This window comes from Pseudomonas sp. C8002, assembly GCF_013385765.1.
Taxonomy (GTDB): domain Bacteria; phylum Pseudomonadota; class Gammaproteobacteria; order Pseudomonadales; family Pseudomonadaceae; genus Aquipseudomonas.
On sequence record NZ_JACAPJ010000007.1, the window covers coordinates 245,222 to 261,593 of the forward strand.

At 60.9% G+C, this 16,372-nt stretch carries 18 protein-coding genes; 9 read left to right on the plus strand and 9 right to left on the minus strand.

Annotation, left to right across the window (positions count from 1 at the left end; all coding sequences use genetic code 11):
- Nucleotide 1 precedes the first annotated feature (1 nt).
- Nucleotides 2-589: a LysE family translocator gene (locus tag HX814_RS12445; RefSeq protein WP_003207442.1), complete on the minus strand. Its 588-nt coding sequence runs from the start codon at nucleotides 587-589 to the stop codon at nucleotides 2-4.
- Between the two features lie 288 nt (nucleotides 590-877).
- Here HX814_RS12445 and HX814_RS12450 point away from each other — a divergent pair, with 288 nt between their 5' ends.
- Nucleotides 878-1,720, plus strand: coding sequence for an alpha/beta fold hydrolase (locus HX814_RS12450; protein WP_177008581.1), 843 nt, complete (start codon nucleotides 878-880; stop codon nucleotides 1,718-1,720).
- Nucleotides 1,721-1,726: 6 nt separating this feature from the next.
- Here HX814_RS12450 and HX814_RS12455 read toward each other — a convergent pair whose 3' ends face one another.
- Nucleotides 1,727-2,437: a FadR/GntR family transcriptional regulator gene (locus HX814_RS12455; protein ID WP_008435219.1), complete on the minus strand. Its 711-nt coding sequence runs from the start codon at nucleotides 2,435-2,437 to the stop codon at nucleotides 1,727-1,729.
- 287 nt (nucleotides 2,438-2,724) lie between these two features.
- Between HX814_RS12455 and HX814_RS12460 the strand changes: the two genes are divergently transcribed.
- Together HX814_RS12460 and gudD are read left to right on the plus strand one after the other, a co-directional pair.
- Nucleotides 2,725-4,074 carry an MFS transporter gene (locus tag HX814_RS12460; protein WP_008435222.1) on the plus strand — a complete coding sequence of 450 codons (1,350 nt, stop codon included), beginning with the start codon at nucleotides 2,725-2,727 and terminating at the stop codon, nucleotides 4,072-4,074.
- A gap of 10 nt (nucleotides 4,075-4,084) precedes the next feature.
- Nucleotides 4,085-5,434 carry a glucarate dehydratase gene (gene gudD / locus HX814_RS12465; RefSeq protein ID WP_003207434.1) on the plus strand — a complete coding sequence of 450 codons (1,350 nt, stop codon included), beginning with the start codon at nucleotides 4,085-4,087 and terminating at the stop codon, nucleotides 5,432-5,434.
- 2 nt (nucleotides 5,435-5,436) lie between these two features.
- Here gudD and HX814_RS12470 read toward each other — a convergent pair whose 3' ends face one another.
- Entirely contained in the window at nucleotides 5,437-6,324 is an 888-nt protein-coding gene (locus HX814_RS12470; RefSeq protein WP_177008582.1) for an NAD(P)/FAD-dependent oxidoreductase, read from the minus strand.
- A 144-nt stretch (nucleotides 6,325-6,468) separates the two neighbouring features.
- Here HX814_RS12470 and HX814_RS12475 point away from each other — a divergent pair, with 144 nt between their 5' ends.
- Complete coding sequence (locus HX814_RS12475; protein WP_008435227.1) at nucleotides 6,469-6,918, plus strand: Rrf2 family transcriptional regulator; 450 nt, start codon at nucleotides 6,469-6,471, stop codon at nucleotides 6,916-6,918.
- A gap of 13 nt (nucleotides 6,919-6,931) precedes the next feature.
- Here the strand turns inward: HX814_RS12475 and HX814_RS12480 are convergent, their stop codons facing one another.
- Nucleotides 6,932-7,549, minus strand: coding sequence for a TetR/AcrR family transcriptional regulator (locus HX814_RS12480; RefSeq protein WP_087692405.1), 618 nt, complete (start codon nucleotides 7,547-7,549; stop codon nucleotides 6,932-6,934).
- Between the two features lie 145 nt (nucleotides 7,550-7,694).
- On the opposite strand from HX814_RS12480, the gene HX814_RS12485 reads away from it, so the two are divergent.
- Nucleotides 7,695-8,135: a hotdog fold domain-containing protein gene (locus HX814_RS12485; protein ID WP_008435232.1), complete on the plus strand. Its 441-nt coding sequence runs from the start codon at nucleotides 7,695-7,697 to the stop codon at nucleotides 8,133-8,135.
- A gap of 357 nt (nucleotides 8,136-8,492) precedes the next feature.
- Here HX814_RS12485 and HX814_RS12490 read toward each other — a convergent pair whose 3' ends face one another.
- Together HX814_RS12490 and nudK are read right to left on the minus strand one after the other, a co-directional pair.
- Nucleotides 8,493-9,695, minus strand: coding sequence for a lipase family protein (locus tag HX814_RS12490; protein ID WP_177008583.1), 1,203 nt, complete (start codon nucleotides 9,693-9,695; stop codon nucleotides 8,493-8,495).
- Nucleotides 9,695-10,282, minus strand: a complete 588-nt coding sequence (gene nudK, locus HX814_RS12495) for a GDP-mannose pyrophosphatase NudK (protein ID WP_087692406.1) — start codon at nucleotides 10,280-10,282, stop codon at nucleotides 9,695-9,697. Before nudK ends, HX814_RS12490 begins: the two co-directional genes overlap by 1 nt.
- An 82-nt stretch (nucleotides 10,283-10,364) precedes the next feature.
- Here nudK and HX814_RS12500 point away from each other — a divergent pair, with 82 nt between their 5' ends.
- Entirely contained in the window at nucleotides 10,365-11,120 is a 756-nt protein-coding gene (locus HX814_RS12500; RefSeq protein ID WP_003207418.1) for a DeoR/GlpR family DNA-binding transcription regulator, read from the plus strand.
- Between the two features lie 3 nt (nucleotides 11,121-11,123).
- Here the strand turns inward: HX814_RS12500 and HX814_RS12505 are convergent, their stop codons facing one another.
- Nucleotides 11,124-11,969 carry an SDR family NAD(P)-dependent oxidoreductase gene (locus HX814_RS12505; RefSeq protein ID WP_177008584.1) on the minus strand — a complete coding sequence of 282 codons (846 nt, stop codon included), beginning with the start codon at nucleotides 11,967-11,969 and terminating at the stop codon, nucleotides 11,124-11,126.
- Nucleotides 11,970-12,100: 131 nt separating this feature from the next.
- Between HX814_RS12505 and HX814_RS12510 the strand changes: the two genes are divergently transcribed.
- From HX814_RS12510 to HX814_RS12520, 3 genes are all read left to right on the plus strand, one after another.
- Nucleotides 12,101-12,988: a LysR family transcriptional regulator gene (locus HX814_RS12510; RefSeq protein ID WP_177008585.1), complete on the plus strand. Its 888-nt coding sequence runs from the start codon at nucleotides 12,101-12,103 to the stop codon at nucleotides 12,986-12,988.
- Between the two features lie 98 nt (nucleotides 12,989-13,086).
- On the plus strand, nucleotides 13,087-14,028 hold the full coding sequence (locus HX814_RS12515; protein WP_177008586.1) for an alpha/beta hydrolase: 942 nt from the start codon (nucleotides 13,087-13,089) through the stop codon (nucleotides 14,026-14,028).
- Nucleotides 14,029-14,427: 399 nt separating this feature from the next.
- A complete protein-coding gene (locus tag HX814_RS12520; protein WP_102368864.1) occupies nucleotides 14,428-15,216 on the plus strand; it encodes a DeoR/GlpR family DNA-binding transcription regulator in 789 nt (262 codons plus the stop codon).
- On the opposite strand, the gene HX814_RS12525 is transcribed toward HX814_RS12520, so the two are convergent.
- Both HX814_RS12525 and HX814_RS12530 read right to left on the minus strand, forming a co-directional pair.
- Nucleotides 15,174-15,932: a DUF72 domain-containing protein gene (locus HX814_RS12525; protein WP_087692411.1), complete on the minus strand. Its 759-nt coding sequence runs from the start codon at nucleotides 15,930-15,932 to the stop codon at nucleotides 15,174-15,176. The two genes, HX814_RS12520 and HX814_RS12525, sit on opposite strands and share 43 nt — an antisense overlap.
- Nucleotides 15,932-16,363, minus strand: a complete 432-nt coding sequence (locus tag HX814_RS12530; RefSeq protein ID WP_003207407.1) for a hypothetical protein — start codon at nucleotides 16,361-16,363, stop codon at nucleotides 15,932-15,934. Before HX814_RS12530 ends, HX814_RS12525 begins: the two co-directional genes overlap by 1 nt.
- Nucleotides 16,364-16,372 lie beyond the last annotated feature (9 nt).

Here is a 16,372-nt window from a genome sequence, read left to right on the forward strand (position 1 = left end):
ATCAGGCCAGCAGCAGATACCCCACGCTGGCCACCAACAAGGCGGCCATCGAGCGATTGAACAGGCGCATGCCCTGGGGATTGCTCAGGTAGCGGCGCAGGAACGTCCCGGCGTACGCCCAGCACGCCACCGACAAGTAGCAAATCACCAGGTAGATCGTCGCAAACAGCCAGACTTGCTGCGCATCGCCATCGGCGACAAACAGCCCCATGCCTGCCACACACGCCAGCCAGGCCTTGGGGTTGAGCCATTGCATGATCGCCCCATAGAGCATCGACGGTGCCGCGGCCGTGCCTTCAGCGTCCAGGCGCCCATCGTCCACTGCCAGCTTCCAGGCCATGTACAACAGGAACGCCACCCCGCCCCATTGAATCAGTTGGGTCAGCAGCGGCCAGCGCACCAGCACCTCATGCAGCCCCAGGCCAATCAGCACCAGCAGCAAGGTGAATCCCAACGCGGCTCCAGCCACGTGCTTTTGACTGGCGGCAAACCCAAAGCGCGCCCCCGAACTGATGGCCACCACATTCACCGGTCCCGGCGTGATGGAGGTGGCCAAAGCGAAAGCGGCCATGGAAATGATCAAGCTCATTGCAATTCCTTTTTGTTGTGCGGGTATGAGCTGAACCTTAAGGGGAGGACGGATCGCGGTATTGAAGAAAATGCCCCTGCCGGGAATGACCGAAAAAACCATCAGTTGAAACCCTTAGCCCACCCGCTGCAAAAGACAAATTTATTCCATTGATATAACTGTATTTTTCTCTTTCCAAAGGGCGTTTTTGATAGGAAAAAATGCGTGTTTCCCAAGGTAGGCACGGTGCTAGAGTCGAGCGCACATCTGGCCGGATGACCTCAACCTGCTCACAAAAAAGGAATCGCCATGTCACGTCGCTTATTGGCAGCTGCCTGCCTGTTGCTGTCCCTCTCCGGGGTTCAGGCCGCGGAACGCTGGGAAACCCTTCCGCCCACCCCGGCGCCGATTACGGGGGCCAAGACCGGCTATGCCGCCGTCAATGGCATCAAGGTCTACTACACCAAGACCGGGCATGGTTCGCCGGTCATCCTGCTGCACGGTGGCCTGTCCAATTCCGATTACTGGGGCAACCAGGTCAAGGCGCTGGCCGCCAAACACACGGTCATCAGCCTCGACAGCCGTGGCCACGGGCGCAGTTCCCGGGACGAGAACCCCTTCGGTTACGACTTGATGGCCGATGATGTGGTCGCCGTACTCGACAGCCTGAAAATCCCCCGCGCCGATATCGTCGGCTGGAGCGACGGCGCAATCATCGGTATCGATCTTGCCCTGCGCCATCCCGACCGTATCGGCAAGGTGTTTGCCTTTGCCGCCAACACCCAGACCTCCGGGGTCAAGGATGGCGTAGAGAAAAATCCGACCTTCGCCGCCTTCATCGAGCGCGCCGGCAAGGAGTACGCCAGGCACTCGCCGACGCCAAAAGAGTACGACGCCTTCGTCGAGCAGATCAGCCATATGTGGGCCAGCCAACCCAACTGGACCGACGCGCAACTGGCGTCCATCAAGACTCCGATCCTGATTGTCGACGGCGACCACGATGAGGCGATCAAGCGAGAACACACCGAATACATCGCGGCGACCATTCCGGGAGCGGGCCTGCTGATTCTGCCGAACACCAGCCACTTCGCATTCCTGCAGGACCCGACGCTGTTCAATGCCGCGCTGCTGGACTTCCTGGACAGCAAATAGCCCCGCCTACTCTCCTGTCATCCGCTCCAGGCTGTTGCTCAAGTGCAACAGCATGGCGGCCCGGGCCGCGTCCGGGTCCTGGCGGCGGATGGCTTTCAGGATCGCCTCGTGCTCAAGGTTCGCCAGGCGCCCCAGCTCCATCAGGTCCGCGTCGCCGCGTTCCTCGGCATTGATCCGGGTGCGTGGGATTACCGAGTGGCCCAGGTGATAAATCACGTCGGTGAAATAGGTATTGCCAGTGGCCTGGGCGATCAGGCGATGGAAGCGCACGTCAGGCTCAACGGCACTGTCGTTGTTGGCCAGCGAGTCCTGGTAATCATCCAGTGCCTGGCGCATCTGCTGCAGTTGTTCATCGGTACGGCGCAAGGCTGCCAGGGCGGCTGCCTGGGTTTCCAGGCCCATGCGCAGTTCAAGAATGCCGCGCACGCTGGCGGCGGTGTCGTGGGTCAGGTGCAGGCCGTGGCGCTCGTCGCGCTCCAGCACAAAGGTGCCGACACCGTGGCGGGTTTCCACCAGCCCGGCGGCCTGCAATTTGGAAAGCGCTTCGCGCACCACCGTGCGGCTGACGCCGTACTCGCCCACGATGGCCGACTCCGACGGCAGCTTTTCACCCGGCGCCATCTGCCCCAGGAGAATCTGCTGGGTCAGCGCGGTGACGATGTCGTGGGCAAGGCCCGGGGAGCGCTTGCGATGAGGTGCCGAGCTGGGGTTTTGCATCAGGAATTCCGTTCTGGGGCGCCTGGCAATACTAGCATTCTTAGACGAGCCAACTTGTATGACAACAAACAAATACCTGTAGGAGCGAGCTTGCTCACGAAAAAACCTGCAGCACCGCAAACATTCAAGAATACCGCGTATTCATTGAAGATTTTCGCGAGCAAGCTCGCTCCTACAAAGGGTTGCCATCTCTGAAAATGCAGTTGTATGATGTCTATCAAGTTGTCAGACATCTCTGACAACCCAAATACGTCCCCGCACAACAATAATCAGTGGGAGTTTGACCCGTGACCCCTTCCAGCCCTGCGACAGCTGCGCCTGCCACCGACCCGGTCCTGGCCCGCGCGATCAAGAAGGTGAAGAGCCATGTGCTCCCACTGTTCGTGATCATGTTCATCGTCAACTACATCGACCGCGTCAACATCGGCTTTGTGCGTACCCATATGGAGCACGACCTGGGCATTGGTGCGGCCGCCTACGGCTTCGGCGCCGGGTTGTTTTTCATCGGCTACGCGCTGTTCGAAGTGCCGTCCAACATGCTTCTGCAAAAAGTCGGCGCACGCATCTGGCTGACCCGCATCATGTTCACCTGGGGCATCACCGCGACGTTGATGGCCTTTATCCAGAACGAAACCCACTTCTACATCCTGCGCTTCCTGCTGGGCGTGGCCGAAGCCGGCTTCTTCCCCGGGGTGATCTACTACTTCACCCGCTGGTTGCCCGGTGTCGAACGCGGCAAGGCGATTGCAATCTTCCTCAGCGGCTCGGCCCTCGCCTCGCTGATCTCCGGCCCCTTGTCCGGCGTGCTGCTGCAAATCACCGGGCTGGGCCTGCATGGCTGGCAGTGGATGTACATCATCGAAGGCATGGCGTCGGTGCTGCTGTGCTTTTTCGTGTGGTTCTGGCTGGACTCCAAGCCCCACGACGCCAAGTGGCTCAGCCTTGAAGAAAAGGATGCGCTGGTGGGCGAGATCGACCGCGAACAGCGCGAGCGTGACGCCGCCACCACGGTCAAGCCGACCCTGGGCAAGCTGCTCAAGGACCGTCAGATCATGCTGTTCTGCGCCCTGTATTTCTGCATCCAACTGACGATCTATGCCGCCACTTTCTGGTTGCCGAGCATCATCAAAAAGATGGGCGACCTGAGCGACATCCAGGTGGGCTTCTACAACTCCATCCCGTGGTTGATCTCGATCATCGCGATGTACGCCTTCGCGGCACTGGCAGGCAAATTCAAGTTCCAGCAAGCATGGGTCGCCGCGGCACTGTTGATCGCCGCCGTGGGCATGTTCCTCTCCACGACCGGCGGGCCGATCTTTGCCTTTATCGCCATCTGCTTCGCGGCGATCGGCTTCAAGTCGGCGTCCTCGCTGTTCTGGCCGATTCCCCAGGGTTACCTGGATGCACGCATCGCCGCAGCGGTGATCGCATTGATCAACTCCATCGGCAACCTCGGCGGGTTTGTCGCGCCCACCACCTTTGGTTTCCTGGAACAGACCACCGGCTCGATCCAGGGCGGTTTGTATGGCCTGGCGGGCACTTCGATCCTTGCGGCCATCCTGGTGTTTTTCGCCAGGACACTGCCCGGCCCGACCACTAGCAGCGTGCTGCAACCCGCCCCCGTCTTGAGCAAATAAGGACTACACGATGAACACAGAACACCAGCACCACGCCAACAGCGCCCCGGTCGTTACCGGCCTGCAAGTCATCCCGGTGGCCGGCCACGACAGCATGCTGCTCAACCTCAGCGGCGCCCACGGGCCGTTTTTCACGCGCAATATCGTGATCCTTACCGACAGCGCCGGCCGTACCGGCGTCGGTGAGGTACCCGGCGGCGAACGCATCCGCGAGACCCTGGAAGACGCCCGCAGCCTGGTGATCGGCAAGCCCATCGGCCAGTACCAGAGCATCCTCAATGCCATGCGCCAGACCTTCGCCGCGCGGGATTCGGCGGGCCGGGGTTTGCAGACGTTTGACCTGCGCATCACCATCCATGCCGTCACGGCGATGGAAGCGGCACTCCTGGATTTGCTCGGCCAATTCCTCGAAGTCCCGGTGGCGGCCCTTCTCGGCGAAGGCCAGCAGCGCGACGCGGTGAAGATGCTCGGCTACCTGTTCTACATCGGTGATCGCCAGCAAACCGACCTGGCCTATCGCAGTGAAGACGATGCCGAAGACTGGTTCCGCCTACGTCATGAACAGGCCATGACGCCCGAAGCCATCGTGCGTCTGGCAGAGGCGGCCAAGGCGCAATACGGCTTCAATGACTTCAAGCTCAAAGGCGGCGTACTGCGCGGCGGCGACGAAATCGAGGCGGTGACTGCACTGGCCGAACGCTTCCCCGATGCGCGCATCACCCTGGACCCCAACGGCGCCTGGTCACTGAAAGAAGCCATCGCCCTGTGTCGCGACCAGCATCATGTGCTGGCCTATGCCGAAGACCCTTGCGGCGCGGAAAACGGTTACTCCGGGCGCGAAGTCATGGCCGAATTCCGCCGTGCCACCGGGCTGCCCACCGCCACCAACATGATCGCCACCGACTGGCGGGAAATGGGGCATGCGATCCAGTTGCAGTCCGTGGATATTCCCCTGGCCGACCCGCACTTCTGGACCATGCAGGGCTCGGTGCGCGTGGCGCAGATGTGCCACGAATGGGGCCTGACCTGGGGCTCGCACTCCAATAATCACTTCGATATTTCCCTGGCGATGTTCACCCAGGTGGCCGCCGCCGCGCCGGGGGAAATCACGGCCATCGACACCCACTGGATCTGGCAGGACGGCCAGCGGTTGACCAAGGCTCCGCTGAAGATTGTCGACGGCCACATCAAGGTGCCGGCCAAACCGGGCCTGGGCGTGGACATCGACATGGACGCCGTGGCCCACGCCCATGAACTGTACAAAGGCATGGGCCTGGGTGCGCGCAATGACAGCGTGGCGATGCAGTTCATGATTCCGGGCTGGACGTTCGATAACAAGCGGCCGTGCCTGGTGCGCTGACCTCAGCTGAAGATCATCGAAAAGTGCGCGCCCACCCCGGCGCGCACACCCTCGCCGACCGCCAGCGCCACCGAGCCGCCGGCCAGGTTGGCATCGCCGCAGGCAAACACACCGGGCACGGTGGTCTGGCGCATCTCGTTGGTCAGCAGGTAGGGCCCGGTCGGCCCTTCGACAAACTCACAGCCCAACTGCTCGGCCAATGGGCTGGCCATGCGCGTACGGGACAGGGTGAAAATACCGTCCAGCACGATCATCCGCCCGTCTGCCAATTCCACATCCGCCCGCTCACCGACAATCCGCCGCACCGCCGAGCTTTCGACGCTGACCCCACGCCGATCCAGTTGCGCCTGCTGCTCGGCATCCGGCACAAATGTACCGTTGGTAAACAGCGTGGTGGTGCCCCAGTCCGGCAGCAGCATCGCGTGATGCATGGCCAGTGGCGACGTCGCCAGCACGCCGATGCGGCCTTGATCCAGTTCATAGCCGTGGCAATACGGGCAATGGAACACATGCTTGCCCCAGCGCTCCTTCAACCCCTCGACCTCGGGTAACTCATCCACCACGCCGGTAGCGAGAATCAAGCGTTTAGCGTTGAACTCACCCTTGCAACGGGTTTGCACCACGAAGCCATCCTGGTTTCGAGTCGCTTCAACGGCGGTGTCCTGCACCCAGGTCACCGTCGGATATTCCATCAACTGCCCTCGCCCTTCGGCAGCGATCAGCTCCGGCGGCTGGCCATCCTGGCTGAGGAAACCGTGGGAAGTGGCCGCAAACCGGTTGCGCCGCTGCCCGGCGTCAATCACCAGCACCTTGCGCCGAGCCCGCGCCAGTTGCAGCCCGGCAGACATTCCGGCGTAGCTGCCGCCGACGATAATAACGTCGTAAACCATGAAGATGACCTCTCTGGTGGCCCTTGCATCGGTTGCCGGGCACTCACGACACACCATAAGTTACATAAAAATACCTCGTCAAGCGTCTCGCAACTCCAATCGTTACGAACGATACTTTCGGGCAGGAAATCCAGAGGCTTGCAGATGAGAAACGACACCCGGCTTTCGCGCATGCTCCATGTGCTGATCCACATGGGCCGCCACGAGGAACGCGCCACCTCGGAGACCATCGCGCAGATGCTTGGTACCAACGCGGTGGTGGTACGCCGCACCCTGGGCCTGCTCAAGGAGAAAGGTTATGTGCGTTCGGAAAAAGGCCATCAGGGCGGCTGGATGCTGGGCAAGCCGCTGAGTGAAATCACCCTGCTGGACATCCACAATGCCCTTGGCACGTCGTCGATCTTTGCCGTCGGCCTGTCCACCGATCATCCGCAATGCCTGGTGGAACAGGCCGTCAATGCGGCGCTGAACCAGGCGTTTGACGATGCCCAGGCGTTGCTGCTGCAGCGTTTGGGAGAGGTGACGCTGGCACAGTTGGCGGATGATTTTGACGAGCGCTATCGGGTGGCGATAACGCCCGCACCCTGTGCGTGATGCACGCGACGCCCTAAGCGCCGCCTACCGAGCGCCACGCTGCCTCGGCCAGGGTTTCCCGGTACACCCGAGGGCTGCTGGCCGAGCGCCCGGCCAGCCAGGCACGGCAGTAGCTGTCGGCCTGGCCGATGATCAGTGATGGCAAGAGTTCGGCGGGCACCTGGCTGAGCTGATCACCCCGTCCAGGCAGCACCATCCACTCCTTCAGCATCGCGTTGCGCGCCTGATTGCGGCTTTCCAGTTCAGCGGCGAACGGGCCCTTGGTCACCGCGAAATGCGCGTGGTACTGAAAGCGCGCCCACTGCGGTTCGCTGTCTACCCAATCGACATAGCTGTGGACCAGTGCGTACACCCCCTCCTTCGCCGTTTTGGCCGATTCAAGGTAGCGCCCACGCAATTCGGCCTGATCCTCCAGCGCGGTAAAAAACAGCGCGGCGACCAGGCCTTCCTTGTTGCCGAAGTGATGATAAATGGCGCCGACGCTGGTATCGCAGCGCGCGCGGATCATCTCGATGGTGGTGGCTTCAAGGCCCTGCTCGTTGAACAGGTCCAGGGCTGCCTTGAAGATATCGCGCTTCAATTCGGCCCTTCGGCCAGGGAAGCAACGCTGAAGCAGATCCGGGGTTTGCATGCTGAACAGGAACTCAGTCAGTGAAGAAGAATAAGCCCGGGCAGCTTGACAGATTTCCCATGGGCAGAATACTGTTCCGTTACAGAACATTATTCTGTAACGGAACAAGATTCCGTAAAATTCATTTAATCAGCGAGGCAGCACCATGAGTCAGGCCCTGAGCATGTTCAACAGCGTTGGCCCCGAAGCGTTCAGCAAACTGGCGTGCCAGATGGCGCCCTACTTCAGCACCATCAATCCGTTGATGACCCAGTTGCGTCCGGGGTTTGCCTCGGTGGAAGTGCCGTTCAGCAAGGCCATCACCAACCACCTGGGAACGGTGCACGCCATTGCCATGTGCAACGCTGCGGAGTTGGCGGCGGGAACCATGACGGACGTTTCCGTGCCGGCGGGTGCGCGGTGGATTCCCAAGGGGATGACGGTGGAGTATCTGGCCAAGGCCAAGAGCAGCGTGACGGCGACGGCCAATGGCGAAGGTATCGACTGGCAAACGGCGGGTGACAAGGTGGTGCCGGTGGAGATGCTGGATGCGGAGGGGAAATTGGTGTTTACCGCGCGGATTATCATGAATGTGAAATTGGGGTGATGGGGTTGGGGGCATATCCGTTGCTGCGGTTATGGCCGCTATTGGGTTGCGCTCTCACAGCGGCCTACCAGCCGGCTTGAGTGGGGTGAAGCAACCGCAAAATCAAAGGCGGACACGGTCCAAATGTGGGAGCGGGCTTGCTCGCGAAGGTCGTTAACGATGACGTGGGTATCCTGATTCAACGTGGCGCTCTCAGGTTTTTCGCGAGCAAGCCCGCTCCCACATAAAGCGGCGGAGGCAGCTCCATTTACTTGCTTTGGGCTGGGCCGGCATTCCGGCTTTTGCAAAGTGACTCGCTGTAAGAGCGAAACCATAAGTCGCCGTTACCTGAATAACGGATATACCCCCCCCAAAAAACTACCCCCCACAATTCCCACCAATCACCTCCCCCGCAAACGCCTTACGCACAAACGGCGTCGAGTCCACGAGCGAACCATTGACCGTAGCGGAGTGATCCAGCTCAGGATAAAAATGCCATTCAATCCGGTCCCCGACCTTGCACGCATCCCTGACCAGCGCCTTTTGCCCAGGCACAAACACATCCTGATCCCGCCCCCCCGTACCGACAAAAACCGGAATATCCGTCTTCAACGTCGGATACGCCGACTCACGATAAACCTTGTCGAGCGCCTCTTTCGGCGACCGCTTGAAACTGTCATTGAAGCTGAGCCCATCAGCCATCACCCGCTGCTCAATGGCATGCAAACAATCCCGCCGGCTGCTCTCAAACGCAGGCACTGCACGCTCGCTCAAGTAATCCGCAGCCACAAACCCAGGATCAAACAACGTGACAGTACTCAGCCGCAGCAAGTTATAGGCAAAGGTCGGCACCACCGAACTGCGGGCCTTTTCCAACTCGGCACCGTCTCCCGTTTTATGGGCAGCCGCGTAAGGCGTACCGGTCGCCACCACCCCCACGATATCCAACTCGGGCGCATAGTCTTTCGCATAGACCGCCGTGGCAAACGCAGCACGGCCACCCTGTGACTGCCCAAACACCACCACACGTTTGGAGAGTTCGAAACCACCCGCCCCTACCGCGCGAATGCTGTCGAGCACCCCATAGGCGAGCGGACTGGTCAGCCCATACGGATGCAGGCCAGGCGTCCCAAGCCCCTGGTAATCGGTAGCGACAATCGCGTAGCCCTGAGCCAGCCAATAATTGAGATAGCGCGTATCCCGAGGGCTGCGACCGGCGAACGACGGCGCGCAGATATCGGCACTCCCCACCGTGCCGTGGGCCCACGCCATCAGCGGCCAGCCACCCGGCGGCGGTGTGCCCTTGGGCAGGAACAGCGCACCGGAAACGACAATCCGTTTATGGGTATCGAGACCGTCGGTGGACGTGTACAGGATGCGAATATTCTGCCCCGCCTCGGCCAGGCTTTGCTGTTCGGTCAACGGCTCGCTGCGCAGCATCCGCCCGGGTGACGCGGGCACCTTGTCCGCCCAGGTATAGAACGCGGGAACACCACCATCACCGACGGGTGTTTGCGCAGCGCTCACACCACTGCATCCCGCCAGCAATACCGCCAGCGCAAGCGATAACCGACGCGACATCACCAGCCCTCTTTCAACATCCGCAATTCAAGGTACTGCAACAACATGATGGTCTTGCCGTCGACGATCTCGGCACTGTCCACCATGGCCAGGGCCTCCTCGAATCCCAACTCCAGCACTTCGATATCCTCACCTTCATCCTCCAGCCCGCCGCCATCACTGACTCGGTCGCCAGGCTGATATTCGCCGATGAAAAAGTGAATGCGCTCGGTCACCGAGCCCGGGCTCATGAAGGCCGAATAGATCTTTTCTACATGGCCCACACGGTAGCCCGTCTCTTCTTCCGCCTCCAGGCGAATGCGTTCCTCGGGGCTGGCGTTGTCCAGCAGGCCGGCGGCAGACTCGATCAGGTAACCGTGGTAGCCGTTAACGTAGGTAGGCATGCGGAACTGGCGAATCAGCAACACCGTGCGCCGCTCGCGGTTGTACAGCAGGATCGTCGCGCCATTGCCCCGGTCATAGATCTCCCGGGTCTGGGACTGCCAACTGCCGTCGCGGCGGCGCAGGTCAAAGGTGTACTTTTTCAGCACATACCAATTATCCGAGAGCAGTTCTTCGGCGTGGATGCGGACGGGACTGTTTTCCATGGCAGGACCTTTTTGTCTTGTGTTATTCAGCATGTCGTGCAAAATCGTGCACAGTCAAGAAAAAACGTGCAGGAAGCTTCCGATGCTGACCCAACAACGTAAACAACACCTGCTGGATACGCTGCGCCGCGACGGCCGGCTGATTGCCAAGGAGTTGAGCCAGGCACTGGAGGTTTCCGAGGACACGATTCGGCGTGACCTGCGGGAAATGGCCAAGGAAGGTTTGCTGCTGCGGGTGCACGGCGGCGCCTTGCCGGCATCCCCCGCGATGGCTGATTTTTCGGTACGGGAACACTTGGTACCCGAGGAAAAAATCGCCATTGGCCGGACGGCTGCACAACTTGTGCAGCCCGGCCAAGTGGTGTTTATCGATGGCGGTACCACGTGCCTGCAACTGGCCCATCACTTGCCGGCGGACCTGAATGCCACCGTGGTCACCCACAGTCCGTCGATTGCCATGGCCCTGGTGGATCATCCGCAGATTGAAGTGATCATGCTCGGCGGGCGGCTGTTTCGCCACTCACTGGTGGGGGTGGGGGCGGCCACGCTGGAGGCCATCGGCCGGGTCAATGCCGACCTGTATTTCATGGGGGTGTGCAGCGTGCACCCGAATGCCGGCCTGTCTACCGGCGATTATGAAGAGGCAGTGGTCAAGCGCGCGTTGTGTCACGCGGCCGCAGAAACCATCGTGCTGGCCACCTCGGAAAAGCTCAACACCGCGTCGCCCTACCAGGTGGTGGAGCTGGCACACGTCAGCGCGATCGTCGCATTGGCCAGTACGCCGCGTGCCCTGCTGCAACCCTATGAAGCTCAGGGCCTGACGCTTTACCTGGCGTGACCGTCAACAGTCCTTGATGGCTTGCCATGACGCGGCGACTTGCGCAGCGTCCGAGGCGTTGACCCGCGCCAGGTCAACCGGATACTCGACCCCCGGATTTTCAGCGAACCGCGTGGCGGTGAACTGACCGTTGCTGGCACGCAGGATATAGCCGCTGTCCTGGCACGCAGCCGAAGCCAGGAAGATCACCCCAGGCGTGACCCATTCCGGCTTGAGGTTGTGCGGCTCGCCGGTCACGCCCCACATGCGGGTCTTGGCCACGGGTGAGATGGCATTGACCAGGATCCCGGCCTCCGCCCCTTCCCCGCTCAAGGCATTCATGATCCCCAGTTGCGCCATCTTCCCCGCGCTGTAGGCCGCCAGGCCCGGCTGGACGTAGCGCGTATACATCGCACGGTCGGAGGTGGTCAGCACAATGCGGGGTGCGGCAGATCGCGTGAGGTGCTGCCACGCGTGTTTGCACAGCCAGATCGGTGCATAGACATTGACGCCCATGGCCCGCCGGATGAAAGCCTCGTCGGCGGCCTCGATGGGCTGATAGCCGACCCAGCCAGCATTGTGGATCAGGATATCGAGCTGCCCGAAATGCGTGATGGCGCACTCGATCAGCGCTCGACACCCCGCTTCGCCGGACAGGTCACCCGCGTGGCCAACCACCCGCAGGCCTTCACCCTGCAGCGCCAGCGCGGCCGCCTGTACCACCTGGGGATCAGCCCCATCGCCGAGGGTGTCGGCACCGATATCACTGATTACCACCTGCGCGCCGAGTCGCGCCAACTCGCGCGCATAGCTGAACCCCAAGCCACGGGCGGCACCGGTCACGATTGCGGTTTTACCTGTAAAGTCCATCGTCGCGTTCTCCTGATAGGCACTCCACCCTAACAACCCGTGGCCGTCCTGTTTAATACTGAAAAACAGCGATATTGATACCTGCGTCGTATCAAGCCCCACACCGCCATCTACCTGAAGGAACAGCCCAGATGATCGAAACCCGCCTGTTGCGCCAGTTCGTTGCCGTTGCCGAAGCGCTGCACTTTCACCAGGCCGCAGAGCGCCTGAATATGGCGCAGCCAGCGTTGAGCCAGGCGATCAATCGCCTGGAGGCAAAGTTGGGGTTTACCCTGCTGCAGCGTGACCGACGTGGCGTGAAGCTGCTGCCAGCCGGGGCGGCGTTTCTTCAGACGGCCTACACCGTCCTCGGGCAATTGCAGCAAGGCATTGAGCAAGCCCGGCAGGTGTCCCAGGGAACCGCCGGCACGCTCACCATCACCTCGGTGTCGATCACCGGCTATCCGTGGTTGCTGGATACCCTCAGGCAGTTTCGCCTGGCGTTCCCCAGGGTTCAGTTGGTGATCAAGGAAATGCCCTCTGCCAACCAGGCCAAGGCCTTGTTGAGTGGTGATACCGATATCGCTTTTTTGCGCTACCTGCCAGGCCAGGCAGATAACATCGAATCCCGGCTGCTGCTGGATGAACCGATCCTGCTGGCGCTGCCCGCAGACCATCCGAATGCGGATGACGCCGCTATCGAGCTGAAGGACTTTGCCGGCGCCGATTTTGTGTTCACGCCCCAGGCATTGGGCAGTGGCTATCACCACCGGTTGATCGCTTTATGCGAGGCCGCGGGCTTCTCTCCAAGGGTGGTCCAGGAAGCCGATCAATTACCCACCCTGATTGGCCTGGTGGCGTGCGGGTTTGGTGTGGCGCTGGTGCCGCAATCCATTGCCCGTTCGATGCCCCGTGACAAGGTGGCGTTTGTGCCCCTCGCCGCCGCGCCCTCCAGCATCGGGCTCTACCTCAACTGGAACACCAGCAATTCTTCCCCCTTGGCCGGGCACTTCTTTTCTCTGCTGGACGAGGCGATGTAATACTTTGCAAGCAATGTCCGGTGACGACCGTCTGAATATTTCCTGCGCGGCCAGGGCATCTGTTAAAACCCGTGCTTCGCCTGTGTCCTGGAACCTTCATGTCTTCACGTTTTCTGTCCCGTCTCGGCCTGCGCTGGTTTCCCCTGCTGTGCATGGCCGCCCTGATCATCGGCCTGCCCGTGGGTTGCGCCGTGCTGCAACACAAGGAACGCGAGTTGCTGTTTCGCGTGGAGCCAGGCACTGCCAGCTGGTACAGCGGGTTGCCGCGTGATGTGCAGGAATTCGACCTGAAACCCGCGAGTTTCAAGGCAGGGCAGAATATTCATGGCTGGTGGTGGCCAGCGGCACAGAAGGACGCGCCGGCAATTCTCTACCTGCACGGCGTGCGCTGGAACCTCACTGGCCAACTGTTTCGCATCGAACAGCTGCGGGCCCTGGGCTTTTCCGTACTGGCCATCGACTACCGCGGCTTCGGCCAGAGTCGAGGCGACCTGCCGTCGGAAACCAGCGTGTACGAAGACGCGCGCATTGCCTGGGAGCGCTTCCAGGTGCTGCAACCCGATCCTGCCAAGCGCCTCATCTACGGGCACTCCCTGGGTGGCGCGGTGGCCATCGACCTCGCGGTGGAGCTGGGCAAGCAGGCAGCGGACAATCAGGTGCCGCCGCCGGTGCGCGGACTGGTCATCGAGTCCACCTTTACCTCCCTGGCAGATGTGGCCACAGCAGTAGCCAATACGTCATTGCCGGTGCGCTGGCTGCTGTCGCAGAAGTTCGATTCCATTGACAAGATCGCTGATATCCACATGCCGCTGCTGGTGGTTCACGGGCTCGCCGATGCCTTCGTGCCACCGCGCTTCAGCCAGCAACTGTTTGACGCCGCACAACAGCCGAAACATCTGTTGCTGGTACCCGGTGCCACTCATAACGACAGCATGCGACTGGCCGGCAGCAGTTATCGCCAGGCGTTGGACAGCCTGATGCAATCGAAGCGCGCCACTCAGGTTGCCGGGCCCTCCACCGGGCGCCCAAACGACTCGTAAATCTGCATTTCGGCACCGGTTTCGCCGGTGCCTGTCAAGGCGCAAAGCCTGCCCATACTGGCCATAAACAGCGACTGATCAAATATTAACCGCAGGTTAAATCGCCATACCCGCCGGGCTCAAGCGAAGTTATCCACAGAGATACCCACGGTTTTCGTGGACAACTCTTTTTACTTTTTTACGATTATTTTGCTCGGTAATGCCCTGCTGGAAAGCTTGGCGGCAGCAAAATCTCCTGCATCACTTCGCGAATCGAAACATGGGGTTCGGTACCGGACCGGGTGTGGTTTTTTCCATGGTGCTCAGCTCACTCGGCAGGGCATCACCGACACCCCAACCCATTGCGTTTGCGCCTAATGCTGATTAATCTCGCATAAACACGCATCAACGAGCAAAAACATGCATAACAGCCATGCTGCCATCGACCTGCCCTCCCTGCGCAAACAGAAAATCCTGTTGCTGCTGGAGCGCGACGGTAAAGTCACTGCCTCGGAGTTGGTGGAGCATTTCGCCGTTTCCCAGGACACCATTCGCCGCGACCTTGGCGAACTCGCCTCCGCCGGTCTGCTGCAACGCGTGCATGGAGGTGCGCTGCCACGGCCCAAGGACACCGGCAAGGATTTCTTCACCCGGTTTGGCGAAACCACCGCGACCAAACGCCACCTGGCGCAACTCGCCGCCGATCGCGTGGAGGACGGCCAGATCGTGCTGTTCGACTCCGGTACCACCACGCTGCAAATCGCCCAGTCACTACCGCATTCCATCAAGCTGACCGCCGTCACGCACTCACCGATGATTGCCATCGCGTTGTCCGAACATCCCAATGTGACGGTGATCCTTGCCGGTGGCCAACTCAACCCGGTGACCATGGCCGCTAGCGGGCATGAAGCATTGCGGCTGATCCAGGGCATCAAGGCCGACCTGCTGTTCACGGGTGTGTGCGCACTGCATCCACAGGTCGGTATCAGCTCGTTGCACTTCGAGGAAGTGGCGGTGAAACAGGCTATGCTCGACAGCGCCTCCCACGTGGTGGCAGTCACCCTGGCCGACAAGCTGGGCGCCGTGGAGCCATTTGTGGTGGCGCCGTGCAGCCGCATTCATACCCTGATTACCGAGTGGCACGTGCCGCCGGGCAGCGTCGAGGCTTATGAATGCCTGGGGCTGGAGGTGATGCAAGTGGATGCCTGAGGGGCGAGCATCGCTTGGAGGGCAAGCGCATCGACCAGCGCATGACCGCTGGCCGTATTATCGAAAATACACCAGGTCGGAATGCCCTCCTCCAGGGAGGCTCTCAATACCTCGGCCAGCGCGCACAAACGCTCGGTTTCGTAAGCGCTGTGATAGATACGCGGCGAACCATGCAGGCGCCAATAACGCACGCCTTGCCAACCTTTCGGTACATCCCCATAAGCGATCACCGGCGGGTCGGCGGCGACCCGCCCTATCTGGTAATCCTGCAAAAGCCCGCCGGCCTGCGCCCAACTGGCGTGTCGCGGCTCCAGCACCACAGGCCCAGGGAAGCGTTGACGCAAGGCTGTGAAAAAGCCGCCGGCAATGATCGGGTCGTAGCTTAAAGAAGGCGGCAATTGCACCAGCAGGCAGCCCAGGCGGTCGCCCAATTGCAGGCACTGTGCAAGGAACTCATCCAATGCCGTATCGCAGTCACGCAGACGTAATTCATGGGTGATGTACCGTGGCAGCTTGACCGAAAAACCAAAGCCCGACGGCACTGACTGCGCCCATCGTTCGTAGGTCTGCGGGCGATGGGGGCGGTAGAAGGAACTGTTGATTTCAACCGCATTCAAGCACGCGGCATAACGTTGCAGATGAGTGCCCTGCCGGGGAAACCGTGGCCATTGCTCACGAGGCAGGCTCCAACCGGCACAACCGAGAAAAATCGGCATCAGAACAACACCGACGCCGCATCCCTCATGAAAATCTCCACCGTCTTCGGCCCGACGCCCTCGAACGCATTCAAGCGTTTTTCAAACTCCCCACGGTCGGCACTGGCATCGTGGATATGGCTGATCCTGCCCGCGTACTCCGCATTCAACTTGCTGCTGAGGTCGAGCAGGCGTTGCGCGGTGCTTTCGTCGTAACGCACGTAATGCGCCTCACCGAGCATGGCCACCAGTTCGCGGGAGGTGCAGTGTTGCAGTTTGCGCGGGGTGTCCCGGCCATGCTTCACCACAATCACCTGATAGGCCTGCGCCGCGATCTGCGCCTGAATGCGCTTGCCCATCAGGAAGCTGGCGACAAACCACTTGAACAGTGCGTTGTCATCACCGGGCTTGAGCTCAATACCCAGTTCCCCGGCGCTGATGGATCGCCCCATGACTGCCTC